General features: G+C 72.6%; 14 protein-coding genes. 9 read left to right on the top strand and 5 right to left on the bottom strand.

Annotated elements, in window-relative coordinates; genetic code table 11:
* Positions 1-19: 19 nt before the first annotated feature.
* Positions 20-565 carry a hypothetical protein gene (locus tag U6N30_RS24605; RefSeq protein ID WP_324274350.1) on the bottom strand — a complete coding sequence of 182 codons (546 nt, stop codon included), beginning with the start codon at positions 563-565 and terminating at the stop codon, positions 20-22.
* A gap of 99 nt (positions 566-664) precedes the next feature.
* Between U6N30_RS24605 and U6N30_RS24600 the strand changes: the two genes are divergently transcribed.
* The 5 genes from U6N30_RS24600 to U6N30_RS24580 all read left to right on the top strand — a co-directional run bounded on the left by U6N30_RS24600 (position 665) and on the right by U6N30_RS24580 (position 4660).
* Positions 665-904, top strand: a complete 240-nt coding sequence (locus tag U6N30_RS24600) for a tetrahydrofolate dehydrogenase/cyclohydrolase catalytic domain-containing protein (protein ID WP_324274349.1) — start codon at positions 665-667, stop codon at positions 902-904.
* Entirely contained in the window at positions 901-1200 is a 300-nt protein-coding gene (locus tag U6N30_RS24595) for a DUF3017 domain-containing protein (protein ID WP_324274348.1), read from the top strand. Before U6N30_RS24600 ends, U6N30_RS24595 begins: the two co-directional genes overlap by 4 nt.
* Before the next feature lie 105 nt (positions 1201-1305).
* Positions 1306-2259: a malate dehydrogenase gene (gene mdh / locus U6N30_RS24590; RefSeq protein ID WP_324274347.1), complete on the top strand. Its 954-nt coding sequence runs from the start codon at positions 1306-1308 to the stop codon at positions 2257-2259.
* Between the two features lie 95 nt (positions 2260-2354).
* On the top strand, positions 2355-3569 hold the full coding sequence (locus tag U6N30_RS24585; protein WP_324274346.1) for an NADP-dependent isocitrate dehydrogenase: 1215 nt from the start codon (positions 2355-2357) through the stop codon (positions 3567-3569).
* Positions 3570-3814: 245 nt separating this feature from the next.
* Positions 3815-4660: an endonuclease domain-containing protein gene (locus U6N30_RS24580; RefSeq protein ID WP_324274345.1), complete on the top strand. Its 846-nt coding sequence runs from the start codon at positions 3815-3817 to the stop codon at positions 4658-4660.
* Between the two features lie 69 nt (positions 4661-4729).
* Here U6N30_RS24580 and U6N30_RS24575 read toward each other — a convergent pair whose 3' ends face one another.
* Complete coding sequence (locus tag U6N30_RS24575; RefSeq protein WP_324274344.1) at positions 4730-5638, bottom strand: CAP domain-containing protein; 909 nt, start codon at positions 5636-5638, stop codon at positions 4730-4732.
* A gap of 219 nt (positions 5639-5857) precedes the next feature.
* Here U6N30_RS24575 and U6N30_RS24570 point away from each other — a divergent pair, with 219 nt between their 5' ends.
* Positions 5858-7183, top strand: a complete 1326-nt coding sequence (locus U6N30_RS24570; RefSeq protein ID WP_324274343.1) for a hemolysin family protein — start codon at positions 5858-5860, stop codon at positions 7181-7183.
* A 45-nt stretch (positions 7184-7228) separates the two neighbouring features.
* Here U6N30_RS24570 and galE read toward each other — a convergent pair whose 3' ends face one another.
* Positions 7229-8200, bottom strand: a complete 972-nt coding sequence (gene galE, locus U6N30_RS24565) for a UDP-glucose 4-epimerase GalE (RefSeq protein WP_324274342.1) — start codon at positions 8198-8200, stop codon at positions 7229-7231.
* Positions 8201-8242: 42 nt separating this feature from the next.
* Between galE and hisC the strand changes: the two genes are divergently transcribed.
* From hisC to U6N30_RS24550, 3 genes are read left to right on the top strand one after another with little or no spacing between them, the layout of a single operon-like run.
* Positions 8243-10075, top strand: coding sequence for a histidinol-phosphate transaminase (hisC, locus tag U6N30_RS24560; RefSeq protein ID WP_324274341.1), 1833 nt, complete (start codon positions 8243-8245; stop codon positions 10073-10075).
* Entirely contained in the window at positions 10072-10440 is a 369-nt protein-coding gene (locus tag U6N30_RS24555; protein WP_324274340.1) for a tryptophan--tRNA ligase, read from the top strand. The genes hisC and U6N30_RS24555 overlap by 4 nt, the downstream gene beginning before the upstream one ends.
* The gene (locus U6N30_RS24550; RefSeq protein ID WP_324274339.1) at positions 10437-12062 is read left to right on the top strand and encodes a YhjD/YihY/BrkB family envelope integrity protein; all 1626 of its coding nucleotides are present in this window, start codon (positions 10437-10439) and stop codon (positions 12060-12062) included. The genes U6N30_RS24555 and U6N30_RS24550 overlap by 4 nt, the downstream gene beginning before the upstream one ends.
* On the opposite strand, the gene U6N30_RS24545 is transcribed toward U6N30_RS24550, so the two are convergent.
* Together U6N30_RS24545 and U6N30_RS24540 are read right to left on the bottom strand one after the other, a co-directional pair.
* On the bottom strand, positions 11983-12882 hold the full coding sequence (locus tag U6N30_RS24545; RefSeq protein WP_324274338.1) for a hypothetical protein: 900 nt from the start codon (positions 12880-12882) through the stop codon (positions 11983-11985). The genes U6N30_RS24550 and U6N30_RS24545 overlap by 80 nt on opposite strands.
* The gene (locus U6N30_RS24540; protein ID WP_324274337.1) at positions 12879-13253 is read right to left on the bottom strand and encodes a hypothetical protein; all 375 of its coding nucleotides are present in this window, start codon (positions 13251-13253) and stop codon (positions 12879-12881) included. The genes U6N30_RS24545 and U6N30_RS24540 overlap by 4 nt, the downstream gene beginning before the upstream one ends.
* Between the last annotated feature and the right edge of the window lie 82 nt (positions 13254-13335).

Raw genomic sequence — 13335 nt, 5'->3', positions numbered from 1 at the left:
GGCCCGGAGGACCGCGATGTCATGCGTACCGCCGGCGACTGAACAGCGCCTTCAGGCTGCCGAGCAGGCCGAGGACGGCGACGGCGATGGCGCACCAGAAGCCCGGGCCGAAGACCCCGAGGTCCCAGCCGGCGTCCGCGAGCGGCACCAGGACGCCTGCCGTCACCGCCGCGCTGACCAGCAGGGCCAGCAGCCCGAAGAAGCGGTGGGACCTCATCGGCAGCCACATCAGGACGCCGAGGACGAACAGCACGCCGCCGCCGAGCACGATCGCCAGCGGCTGCCACAGACCGTTGTCGACGATCTGGCCGAGGTCGTCGAAGCCGTTCCGGACCAGGCCCCAGCCGGAGACGTCGTCGTCGGCCTCCCAGTCCAGGACCAGGCTGATGGCGGCGGCGAGCCCGGCGAGGATCAGCAGCAGCCCGCCCAGGCTCTCCGGTCCGCGGATGGCGACCGGCCGATCGGAATAGGCGGGCGCCGTGGAGTCGCCGGGCCCGGCGTCGTGCGGGTAGGCGGTCGCACCGACAGGCTGGGTGCCGGGTCGGGCGGGTTCGCGCTCGGTCATGTGCGTACCTCCGGCGGTCGGCGGGGCGCGGGGGCGCCCGCATCCCGGAGCGTAGGACCACAGACGAGTTGGTGGGGCCTCTCGGGCAGACTGTCCGACGTGCCCGCGACGATCCTCGACGGCAAGGCCTCGGCCGCGGCGATTCGCGACGAACTGACCCACCGGGTGGCCGCCCTGGCCGCGGCCGGGCACCGTCCGCGGCCGGGAAGGCTGCTGGTCGGGGACGACCCGGGCAGCCGCTGGTACGTGGACGCCAAGCACTCCGACGGCGCCCAGGTGGGCATCGCCAGCATCCAGCGCGAGCTCCCGGCGACGGCCACGCCGGCGGGCCGGCCATGACCCGGCCCCCGCTGTACGTCCGCCGGCCGTTCCTCGCCGGACTGCTGCGTCAGCTGCCCCTACTGGTGGTCCTCGCGATGGTCGCGGCGGGTCTGCTCTTCGTCAGCGTCGGGCAATGGCGGCAGGGGCTGGTCGTGGCCGGCCTGGCCCTCGTCGTCGGCGGTGTCCTGCGGCTCCTCCTGCCGGTGCGGCGTGCGGGGTTCCTCGCCGTGCGGAGCCGCCCGGTCGACTTCGTGCTCATGACGGGCGCGGGTCTCACGCTCGCGGTCACCGCCATGATGATCCCGGCCGCCTGACGAAGGACCCCGCTGCCCCCACCGCTCGCAGGCTCGACTCGGGCCCCTGCAGCGGGGCCACGCCCCGCCCGGGCGGGGAGCGCACTCAGCGATAGGTTGCTGGCCATGGCAGACACGTCCAGGCAGGGCAAGGTCACCGTCGTCGGCGCCGGCTTCTACGGCTCCACCACCGCGCTCCGACTCGCCGAGTACGACGTCTTCGAGACCGTCGTGCTCACCGACATCGTCGAGGGCAAGCCCGAGGGCATCGCCCTCGACATGAATCAATCGCGGCCCATCGAGGGCTTCGAGACGAAGGTCGTCGGCGTCGGCGGTGGGTCCTACGAGGGCACCGAGGGATCCGACGTCGTCGTCATCACCGCAGGCCTTCCCCGCAAGCCCGGCATGAGCCGGATGGACCTCATCGAGACCAACGCGAAGATCGTGCGCCAGGTCGCGGAGAACGTCGCCGCCTCCTCGCCCGACGCGGTCATCATCGTCGTCTCCAACCCGCTGGACGAGATGACGGCGCTGGCGCAGCTGGCCACCCAGTTCCCCAAGAACCGGGTCATGGGGCAGGCCGGCATGCTCGACACCGCGCGTTTCAGCAACAACGTGGCGGAGGAGCTCGGCGTCCCGGTGTCCTCCGTCCGGACCCTGACCCTGGGCTCGCACGGCGACACGATGGTGCCCGTGCCCTCGCGCTGCACCGTCGACGGCAAGCCGCTGTCCGACGTGATGGCCGCCGACCGCATCGAGCACCTCGTCGACCGGACCCGGAACGGCGGTGCCGAGGTCGTGGCGCTGCTGAAGACCGGGTCGGCGTACTACGCGCCGTCCGCCGCCGCCGCCCGCATGGCCAGGGCCGTGATGGAGGACTCCGGCGCGGTCATGCCGGTGTGCGCCTGGGTCGACGGCGAGTACGGCATCAATGGCGTCTACCTGGGCGTCGAGGCCGAGATCGGTCGACAGGGTGTGCGGAAGGTCGTCGAGGGCGACCTGTCCGAGAGCGAGCTGGCGGGCCTGCGCGAAGCGGCCGAGGCCGTGCGCGCCAAGCAGGCTGACGTAGCCGACCTCTGAACAAGGACCCCTTCCTCCCACCCTTCGCACGCTCAGGGCGGGCCCCGGGAAGGGGCCGTTCCAGAACTTCACCACCGCAGAGAGGGAATCACCACGTGAGCAAGATCAAGGTCGAGGGCACGGTCGTCGAGCTCGACGGCGACGAGATGACCCGGATCATCTGGCAGTTCATCAAGGACCAGCTGATCCTCCCGTACCTCGACGTGAACCTGGAGTACTACGACCTGGGCATCGAGGCGCGCGACGCGACCGACGACCAGATCACCGTCGACTCCGCCAACGCCATCAAGAAGCACGGCGTCGGCGTCAAGTGCGCCACGATCACGCCGGACGAGGCGCGTGTCGAGGAGTTCGGGCTCAAGCGGATGTACCGCTCGCCCAACGGGACCATCCGCAACATCCTCGGCGGCGTCATCTTCCGCGAGCCGATCATCATGGAGAACGTGCCGCGCCTGGTGCCGGGCTGGACCAAGCCGATCGTCGTCGGCCGTCACGCCTTCGGCGACCAGTACCGCGCCACCGACTTCCGGTTCCCCGGCGAGGGGACGCTGACGATCAGCTTCCAGCCGAAGGACGGCTCGGCGCCGATCGAGCACGAGGTGTTCCAGTCGCCCGGTGGCGGCGTCGCGATGGCGATGTACAACCTCGACGACTCGATCCGCGACTTCGCGCGGGCCTCGATGAACTACGGCCTGCAGCGCGGCTACCCGGTCTACCTGTCGACCAAGAACACGATCCTCAAGGCCTACGACGGCCGCTTCAAGGATCTGTTCGAGGAGGTCTTCCAGGCCGAGTTCAAGGACACGTTCGAGTCCGCCGGCATCACCTACGAGCACCGGCTGATCGACGACATGGTCGCCGCGTCCCTCAAGTGGGAGGGCGGCTACGTCTGGGCCTGCAAGAACTACGACGGCGATGTGCAGTCCGACACCGTGGCGCAGGGCTTCGGCTCGCTCGGCCTCATGACCTCGGTGCTGATGAGCCCCGACGGACGGACCGTCGAGGCCGAGGCGGCGCACGGCACGGTGACCCGGCACTTCCGGCAGCACCAGCAGGGCAAGGAGACGTCGACCAACCCGATCGCGTCAATCTTCGCCTGGACCCGGGGCCTGGCCCACCGCGGCAAGCTGGACAACACCCCCGAGGTGACCCGCTTCGCCGAGACGCTGGAGAAGGTCTGCATCGACACCGTCGAGGGCGGCCAGATGACCAAGGACCTCGCGCTGCTGATCTCCAAGGACCAGCCGTGGCTGACCACCCAGGACTTCCTGGCGGCCATCGACACCAACCTCCAGAAGGCCATGGCCTGAGGTAACCCGTACGCCGCAACGGCCCCTCACCGGCGCTTGAGGGGGCCGTCGCGCGTTGCTGGTGGGGGCTACGGGACCGAGTGTGCGGAAACGGGGCTCCGCAAGGCTGTCGGCACCACGACGAACCCACACTCGCGAGCCTGTGGACGACGACGGCGTCCAGGTCGCCGATCCGGCAGCCTCGTGCGATGCCCTCGCCCCGCCGTCCGGTTTCGTTGCAGCGAGCGGTCTTCCGGGCCCGCGACGTGCTGAGGGACGGAGTCCTGACGCCGGAGGCGCTGCGCAGCTCGGCATGGCGACGCCTGTACCGCGGCATCTACGCCGACTCCCGCCTGCCGGAGTCGCACGGCGTCCTCGTTCGCGGAGCACGACTGCTCGCCCCCTGCGTCGGCGGTTGTCAGCGGGCGCACCGCGGCATACCTGCACGGGGCACCACGCTGGTCGGCCCGGGAAGGCCGGTGGAGATCGCCATCCCCGCTGTCATGCAGTTCGGTCCCGTGACCGGTCTGCGCGTGCGCCGGGTGCGGTTGCCCGAGGCGGACGTCGTGCGCCGAGATCCCTTACGGTTCACCACCGGTCTGCCGACAGCGCTGGACATCGCGCGTCTCGAGACCGTTCACGACTCCGTCCCCGCGCTCGACGTCCTCCTCGCCCGGCAGGTGGTCGACCTCGCGGAGCTCCAGGACGCCGCATCGGAGCTGGCGGGTGTGCGCGGCGCCCGGAGGGCCCGGGAGGCCGCTTCGCTGGCGGATCCCCGCGCAGAGTCGCAGCCGGAGTCACGCCTCCGAGTCGCGCTGGCGCCGGCCGGCCTGCCTGCCGTCCCGCAGTACACGGTCCGTGCTGCGGCGGGCGGCTTCGCGGGTCGTGTGGACCTCGCGCTCCCGGCTCAGCGGGTCGCTGTCGAGTACGACGGCGCCTGGCACGGCGAGACACGCCAGCTCGGCCGCGATCGTCGCCGGCTCAACCGCCTGGCTGCCGCCGGATGGATCGTCTTCCACGTCACCGCACGGGACATGCACGACGTGGAAGTGCTGGTTGCCGCGCTGAGGGAGCTCCTCGCTGAGCGCGAGCGTTGGCTTGTCGGCCCCTGAGTTCCGTCGTCGACCCCGAGAACCGCACACTCGGGCCCGACGAGGGCGACGAGCGACGACGACGCCGGGTCAGCCGAAGAGCTGGGTCCACCACGGGCCGCCGCCGCTGCCCTCGGCCACGCCCACCCCCAGGCGGGTCAGGCCGCAGTTCAGGATGTTGGCGCGGTGACCGGAGCTGTTCATCCAGGAGTTCATCACCTCGGCCGCGTCCCGCTGCCCCCAGGCGATGTTCTCGGCCCGCGCGGCGACGCCGGCGCGGTCCGCGCGGTCGAACGGGTCGAGCCCGTCGAGGTTCACGTGGTCGAAGAACCCCCGGTCGCGCATGTCCTCGCTGTGCGCGCGGGCGACGGCGGCCAGCCCGCCATCGGCGGAGACGGGGCCGCAACCGGCGGCTGACCGCTCGGCGTTGACCAGTGCCAGGACCTGGTCCTCGAGGCCACCGGAGGGCGGCGCGGCAGCCGCCACGGGAGCGGGCGCCGGCGCAGGTGCCGGAGCGGGGGCAGGAGCGGGGGCAGGAGCAGGGGCAGGGGTAGGGGCCGCTGCCTCGGGCTCCGGGGTGACCGGCTCGGCAGCAGGCTCGGGCGGTGCGGCCGGAGCCGTGGTCGCCGGATCAGGCGCCGGGGCGGCGGCGACGGGCGCGGGGGCGGACGGCGTCGCCGTGACCCCGGCCGATGAACCGGTCGCCGACGGCGCCGCCGTCGCCTCACCCGTCGCAGAGGAGAACGTCGCAGCCGACGTGAGGCCGGCGAACGCGCTCGAGGTCAGCGGCCCGCCGTCCTGGCCGAGGACCACCGGGGAGGTCGGGCCCGTGCCCGCCATCACCGGCACGGCGAGGACGAGCGCCGTCACCACGGTGCTGAGGGCGGCGCTGAAGGCCAGTCGCGCGCCGCGGTGCCGGGAGGCCCGCCTGAGACCCGTCCAGCGGCGAACAGCGCTGGTCGCGCGGGCGGGCGGGAAGTCCGCAGGGGCGTGGTGCACGGCATAACCTCACGAGAACGGTCAATCACGATTCGTTACCTGCTCGAGACTAACGGTGCGCGCAAGGTCACCGTGAGTCGGGAGAGAATCGTCACGGACGGCGCCGAGAACCCCTGGTGGGGGTGCCGTCAGACCCGATGGACCCCGGGCAGCGGCGCGAACAGGCACCATGGACTCGCCCGCGCACCACCTACCCGAACCCCGAGGAGTACGCCGCCGGTGAGCGACGTCTGGCTCAGCATCGTCATGGTCGTCGTCTTCATCCTGATCGGCGGTGTCTTCGCGGGAGCGGAGATCGCCCTGGTCTCCCTGCGCGAGTCCCAGGTCCGGGCCATGGCCGAGACGGGTCGCCGTGGTCAGGCCGTGCAGAAGCTGCTCAGCGACCCCAACCAGTTCCTGGCCGCCGTCCAGGTCGGGGTGACCTTCGCCGGCTTCTTCTCCGCCGCCTTCGGCGCCAGCACGCTGTCGCAGCCCTTCGCGGACTGGTTGGTCGGGCGGGGTGTGTCGGAGGGGCTCGCCGGCACCCTGGCGTTGGTCCTGGTCACGGTCGCCATCAGCTACCTGTCACTGGTGGTCGGTGAGCTGACCCCCAAGCGGCTGGCCCTGCAGCGGGCGGAGGGCTTCGCGCTCCTCGTCGCCGCGCCCCTGAACGCCATCGCGAAGCTGTCGCGACCGGTCATCTGGCTGCTCTCCAAGTCCACGAACGTCATGGTCCGGCTCTTCGGCGGCGACCCGAAGCAGAGCGGGGAGTCCATCAGCCAGGAGGAGCTGCGCGACCTCGTCGCGGCGCACGAGTCGCTCAGCAGCGACGAGCGGCGCCTGATCGACGAGGTCTTCCGGGCCGGCGAGCGGGAGGTGCGGGAGGTCATGACACCCCGCACCGAGGTCGCGTTCCTCGACGCGTCGATGACCACCAGCCGTGCCGCGAAGCTGATGGGTGACTCGAACTGGTCGCGCTTCCCGGTGGCCGGCCGCGACCAGGACGACGTCGTCGGCTTCGTGCACGTGCGCGACCTCTTCCTCCCCAACCATCCGGCGGGCCGGGCCGCGACCGTCGGCGATCTCGCCCGGGAGGTCAAGCGGCTGCCCGGCACGGCCGGGGTGCTGACCGCGCTGAGCGAGATGCGGCGGGAGAACCACCACCTGGCGATCGTCGTCGACGAGTACGGCGGCACGGACGGCATCGTCACGCTCGAGGACCTGATCGAGGAGGTCATCGGGGAGATCTACGACGAGTACGACGAGGAGGTGACCCCGGAGGCCGGGCAGCCGCCCGGGGGCCCGCGCGAGGTGGACGGCCTGCTCAACCTGGACGACTTCACCGAGGCCACCGGCCTGCGGCTGCCCGACGGCCCCTACGAGACCGCCGCGGGCTTCGTCCTGGCCGAGCTGGGCCGGTTGCCCGAGGTCGGCGATGCGATCGCGGTCGAGGGCCGCACCCTGTCGGTCCTCGAGCTCGACGGGCGGCGGATCGCCCGGCTCCTCGTCGGCCCTCCGCCGGCCCGCGGGGACGACGGGACGAGCACGCCGGCGGACCAGGCATAGGTACCTATACCTGCGTCCCGCGGGCGAAAGCGCAGGTATAGGTACCTATGCCTGGGGTGTCACCCGGTGCGCCCGCGCGACGTCCCACGCGTCGCGGACGATCCCCACGAGGTCGGTGTGCCTCGGCGCCCAGCCCAGGTCGGCCCGGATGCGGTCGCTGGACGCCACGAGCTGGGCGGGGTCACCCGCCCGGCGCTCACCCAGGACGACCGGGACCGGGTGGCCGGTCACCTCGCGCGCCGCGTCCACGACCTCCTGGACGGAGAACCCGGTTCCGTTGCCGAGGTTGTAGATCCGGTGCTCGCCGGCGGCCGGGGCGGGCAGGGCGAGCAGGTGCGCCTCGGCCAGGTCTTCGACGTGCACGTAGTCGCGGATGCAGGTGCCGTCGGGCGTCGGGTAGTCCTCGCCGTAGACGGTGAGCGATTCCCGCTGGCCGGCTGCGACCTGCAGCGCGAGCGGGATGAGGTGCGTCTCGGTCGTGTGCCGCTCGCCGAGGCCGTATGCGGCTCCGGCGACGTTGAAGTAGCGCAGGCTCACGGCCGCGAACCCGTGGGCGACGGCGTAGGAGGTCAGCATCTGGTCGACGGCGAGCTTCGTGGCGCCGTAGGTGTTGGTCGGGCGGGTCGGCGCGTCCTCGCGGATCGGCACCGACTCCGGCTCGCCGTAGGTGGCCGCGGTGGAGGAGAAGACGATGCGGCGGCAGTCGGCGGCCCGCATCGCCTCCAGCAGCGCCAGCGAGCCGCCGACGTTGACGTGCCAGTAGTCCTCCGGCTGCTGCTGTGAGGCCCCGACCAGGCTCCTGGCCGCGAAGTGCAGCACCGCGTCGGGCCGGACGTCGGCCAGCACCGGCGCCGAGTCGTGCAGCGACACCTGCGCGAAGGAGGCACCCTCGGGGACGGCGTCGGCGTGGCCGGTCGACAGGTCGTCGAGCACGGTGACCTCGTGGCCGTCGGCCAGCAGCGCCGCCGTCACTACGCTGCCGATGTAGCCGGCTCCACCGGCGACGAGTACGCGCATGGCGGCCAGCCTAGGGAAGCCGCCGGTCAGGAGGCAGACCCCGTGGTTTCGCCACGCCCCGTCGTCCAGGCGCTCCCCGCCTACAAGCCGGGCCGCAACCCCGCCGACCTCGCCCGCGAGATCGGTGTCGAGCGCGCCGTGAAGCTCGCCAGCAACGAGGTCGCCTTCCCGCCGCTGCCCGCGGTCGTCCAGGCGGTCGCCGCGGCCGCCGCGGAGACCAACCGGTATCCGGACAACGGCGCCGTCGTCCTCACGCGGGCTCTGGCCGAGCGCTACGGCGTCGACCCCGGTCAGGTGGCCACCGGGTGCGGGGCGGTCACGCTCTGCCAGGAGCTGGCCCAGGCCTACAGCGAGCCGGGCACGAGCATCGCCTTCGCCTGGCGCTCGTTCGAGATGTACCCGCTGCTCGCCCAGGTCGCCGGTGCGCGCGCCGCCCAGGTGCCGCTGGTGCCCGGCCGGGCCGGCGGGCCGGCCGACACCCACGACCTCGACGGCCTGCTCGCCGCGATCGACGACACCACGCGGCTGGTGTTCGTGTGCAACCCGAACAACCCCACCGGGACGGCGGTGCGGCGCGCGGAGCTCGAGCGCTTCCTCGACGCCGTCCCCGAGCAGACCCTCGTCGTCCTGGACGAGGCCTATCGCGAGTTCGTGACCGATCCCGACGTCCCGGACGGCATCGAGCTGATGCGCGGGCGGCCGAACGTCGCCGTGCTGCGCACCTTCTCGAAGGCCTGGGGTCTGGCCGGGCTCCGCGTCGGCTACCTGATCGCCGAGGACCCGGCCGTCGCCGAGGCCGTGCGCAAGACCCACGTCCCGTTCAGCGTGTCCATGCTCGCCCAGGCCGCGGCGGTCGCCGCGCTCGCCAGCGAGGAGGAGGTCCGCGCCCGCTGTGCCGCCGTCGTCACCGAACGGGACCGGTTGACCGCCGCCCTGCGCGAGCGCGGGCTGGACGTGGCCGACAGCCAGGCGAACTTCGTGTGGCTGGCCGTGGGGGAGGAGGCGACGGGCCTGGCGGCCGCCCTGGAGTCTCGCGCCGTCATCACCCGGCCGTTCGCGGGGAGGGCGTCCGCGTCACCGTCGGCAGCCCCGAGGAGGACGACGTCTTCCTCGCGGCCCTCGACCAGGTCAGGGGCGACGCCGGCGTCCTCTGACGTCATCGGAACGGGGAGGCCGGAACGTCCGGGGCGTCCGGCTGGTTTGATGGCCGACGTGCCACCGTCCTCCATGCCATTGCCCCGTGTGCTCTCGGGCATCCAGCCGACGGCGGGCTCCTTCCACCTCGGCAACTACCTGGGTGCGCTGCGCCAGTGGGTCGCGCTGCAGGACTCGGCCGAGGCGTTCTACTGCGTCGTCGACCTGCACGCCATCACCGTCCAGCAGGACCCGGCGGTGCTGCGGCGCAACACCATGGTGTCGGCCGCGCAGCTGCTCGCGCTCGGCGTCGACCCCGGGCGCAGCACCCTGTTCGTGCAGAGCCACGTACCCGAGCACCTGCAGCTGTCCTGGGTGCTGGAGTGCCTCACCGGGTTCGGCGAGGCCAGCCGGATGACCCAGTTCAAGGACAAGAGCCAGCGAGAGGGCACGTCCGGCGCCTCGGTGGGGCTGTTCACCTACCCGGTCCTGCAGGCGGCCGACATCCTCGTCTACCAGGCCGATCAGGTGCCGGTGGGAGAGGACCAGCGCCAGCACCTCGAGCTGACCCGCGACCTCGCGACCCGGTTCAACAGCCGGTACGGGCCCACGCTCACGCTGCCCGCGGCCCACATCCCGCCCGGGGCGGCGAAGATCCTCGACCTGCAGTCGCCGGACAAGAAGATGAGCAAGAGCCTTCCCCCGCCGGCTGCGTCCTCCTGCTCGACGAGCCCGACGTGACGGCGAAGAAGATCCGTTCGGCGGTCACCGACACCGGTCGCGAGATCGTCGCCGACGCCGAGAACAAGCCCGGCGTCACCAACCTGCTGACCATCCACAGCGCGCTGTCGGGCACGGCCGTCGCGGACCTGGAGCAGCAGTTCGCCGGCCGGGGCTACGGGGACCTGAAGAAGGAGCTGGCCGAGGTCGTCACCGACTTCGTCACGCCCGTCCGAGCGCGCACCCAGGAGCTCCTGGACGATCCGACCGAGCTGCAGCGGATCCTCGCCGGCGGGGCGGAGCGGGCCCGAGAGGTCGCGGCCGGGACCGTCGCCGCGGTCTACGAGCGGACCGGTTTCCTCCCTGCGGCAGGGGCCCCGCGGTGAACGACGACACGTTCGTGCCGCGCGGCAGCGCCCGACGGGACAACGCGGTGCTCGGCATCGTCGTGGCGATTCCCGAGCCGTGGGCCCAGCTGCTGGTGGACTGGCGGTCCAAGGTGGGCGACCCGCAGGCGAACCAGGTGCCGCCGCACGTCACCCTGTTGCCCCCGACCGAGGTCGCCGTCGCCGACCGGACGCTGATCAGCGCCCATCTCGCCGAGGTGGCCCGGTGCCATCAGCCGTTCGACATGCACCTGTCCGGCACGGGCACCTTCACCCCGGTGTCCGACGTCGTGTTCGTCGCCGTGGCACGCGGGATCGGCAACTGCGAGCTGCTCTCCAACGACGTGCGCCGTGGCCCGCTGGCGCGGTCGCTGGCCTTCCCGTACCACCCGCACGTCACCGTGGCCCACGACGTCCCCGCCGACATGCTGGAGCTGGCGTACACCGGCCTGGCCGACCTGTCCGCCGAGTTCCGGGTCACCGCCTTCACCGAGTTCGAGCAGACCTCCACGGGGGCGTGGGCCGTCGCCCGCGAGTACCCCTCACCGGTTGAAGGACCCCGTCCTCCTCGCGCCTCGCACGCTCGGCGCGAGCCTCGGGACGGGGCCGGATGGGGCCGTAGCGCGGTCCGCGCGGGGAGGCCGCAGACTCGGGCGGTGAGTTCCGCCGCTCCTCCGGAGCAGTCCGGCGTCCGGGAGCCGTGGTGGACCCGGCTCTACTCCCGGGTCGAGGACGCTGTCGACGCGCAGCGCCGGCGGTACCGCTGGTTCGACCACCTGGCCCGCGCGGGCGGCCGCTACCAGCGCACCCAGGGTGACCTGATGGCCGCCGGGGTCACGTACTTCGTCTTCCTCGGGCTCTTCCCGATGCTGCTGCTGGTCGCGTCGATCATCGGGCTGGTCATCGCCGGCGACGCGCTCCTGCAGGCCGAGCTGTTCGCCGTCATCCGCGACACCTTTCCCGGCAGCATCGGCCGAGAGCTGGTCGACCAGCTGCGCAGCGCCATCGACGCGGCGGGCTTCATCTCGCTGATCGCCCTCGCCGGCTTCATCTACGCGGGGCTGCGCGCGATGGACAAGCTCCGGATCGGCATGGAGCGGATCTGGAAGGGCCACGTCGACCCGCCCGACGCCCTCCGCGACAACCTCCAGGACGTCGTGGCGCTGGTCGCCCTGGGCGCGGTCGGGCTGGCCAGCCTCGGCGTCACCGGCGGGGTCACCCAGGCGACGTCGTGGGTGCTGGACCTCCTGGGGGTCGCCGACGATCCGGGCTTCGGAGTGCTGACGTGGGCGCTGGGCATCGGGCTGGCCGTGGCCGCCGACGTCCTGGTCTTCCTCTGGCTGCTGCGCGTCGTGCCGTCGGTCAACCACCCGCTGCGGCTGCTGCTGCCGGGCGCCCTCTTCGGGGCGGCGGGGGTGGAGGCGCTCAAGGTCATCGGCGGCTACTACCTGTCGCTGATCTCCGGCAGCGTCACGGCCTCGGCGTTCGGGGGCGCCGTCGGTCTGCTGGTGTGGATCAACCTGGTGGCCCGGTTCGCGTTCTTCACGGCCGCCTGGACGTCGACCCTCCGGCGGATCGAGGCGGTGAGCCCGCCCCGGGAGGAGCGTCCGGTGGTGAGCTGAGCGCCGGGACCACCCGCACGGCCCGCCGGCGCCCCGCCACGGTCGCCGTGAGGATCACGACGGCAGCTCCGCCGAGAGCCACCGGCAGCCAGGGGACGTCGTCCCCGCGGACGCGGGTTCGGCCGTCACGGTCGGTGGCGGCCGGCTGGTCCTCGGTGCGGCGCCGGAGGCGCTGGACGGCGCCGGCAACGGCGGCAGGTCCCCGAGGCCACGAGCGTGCCCACGTCGTCGGTGCCGGCCGGGACGGTGAAGCCCCAGTCGAGGAGCAGCGCCGCCTGGTCGGCCGCGCGCAGTGGGACGTTCTCGGTGTCCATGACGCTGACGACCAACCGGCGGCCGTCCCGCTCGGCGGCCGTGACGAAGGTGTGCCGGGCGGCGTCGGTGAAGCCGGTCTTGCCGCCGAGGTTGCCGGGAGTCGCGGCCAGCGGGTTCTGGTTCTGGATCTGGTAGCCGGGGAGCGGCCCTCGACCGGAGGCATGTCGGCCGTGGGCGTGGTCAGCACCGCCGCGGTTCCCGGGTCGGCGAGCAGCGCTCGGAAGACGAGCGCGAGGTCGTAGGGCGAGGACGACTGGCCGGCGACGTCGAGACCTGACGGCGACCCGGCGACGGTGTCGTAGGCGCCGATGCGCTCGGCGGTCTCGTTCATGGCCGCGAGGGTGACGTCCATCCCGCCGGCCGCCCGGGCGAGCGCGTTGGCGGCGTCGTTGCCCGACTGCAGGATCAGTGCCTGGAAGAGCAGGGAGACGGGGTACCGGCCGCCCCGGACCAGCCCCACCCGGCTGCCCTCGATGTTCTCGTCCTCCGTGGTCCCTTCGATCACCGCGGCCGGGTCCAGCAGGGGGCCAGTGTCAGCAGCGTCAGGGTCTTCAGCGTGCTGGCCGGGTAGAAGCGGCCGTGCGGGTCGCGCGCGGCGAGGACGTCGCTCGTGCCGAGGTCGGCGACCAGCCAGCCGCTCGCCACCAGTCCCTCGGGCAGGGGCGGGGCTCCCTCGGCCACCACGGTGCCGCGCGTGTCCAGGTCCTCCCCACCGACCGTCCGGCCGTCGGGCGCCGACCCCTGGGGCGGGCGGCCGACGTAGGGGGCGGAGGGTGTGGGGGCGGTCGGGTCGACCGTCGGACGGGGGTCCTCCGCCGCAGCGGGGAAACCGCCGGCAGGACGATCGCCGCCGAGACCAGGGCGGCCACCGGCCACCGGGCCGCGCGCCGGCGTCGCTCCATGGAACGCACGGTAGGGCGTCGCCCCTCGGTAGCCCGAAAGGGTGACCCAGCGCACC

Source organism: Blastococcus brunescens, assembly GCF_035320885.1.
Lineage (GTDB): Bacteria > Actinomycetota > Actinomycetes > Mycobacteriales > Geodermatophilaceae > Blastococcus_B > Blastococcus_B brunescens.
This window is presented reverse-complemented; position numbering and strand designations above follow the sequence as displayed.

What these genes read in the sequence shown, in the direction of transcription:
- U6N30_RS24595 (WP_324274348.1), top strand. Translation starts at nt 901, where the DNA reads ATGACCCGGCCCCCGCTGTACGTCCGCCGGCCGTTCCTCGCCGGACTG.
- mdh (WP_324274347.1), top strand. Translation starts at nt 1,306, where the DNA reads ATGGCAGACACGTCCAGGCAGGGCAAGGTCACCGTCGTCGGCGCCGGC.
- U6N30_RS24605 (WP_324274350.1), bottom strand. Translation starts at nt 565, where the DNA reads ATGACCGAGCGCGAACCCGCCCGACCCGGCACCCAGCCTGTCGGTGCG.
- galE (WP_324274342.1), bottom strand. Translation starts at nt 8,200, where the DNA reads ATGCGCGTACTCGTCGCCGGTGGAGCCGGCTACATCGGCAGCGTAGTG.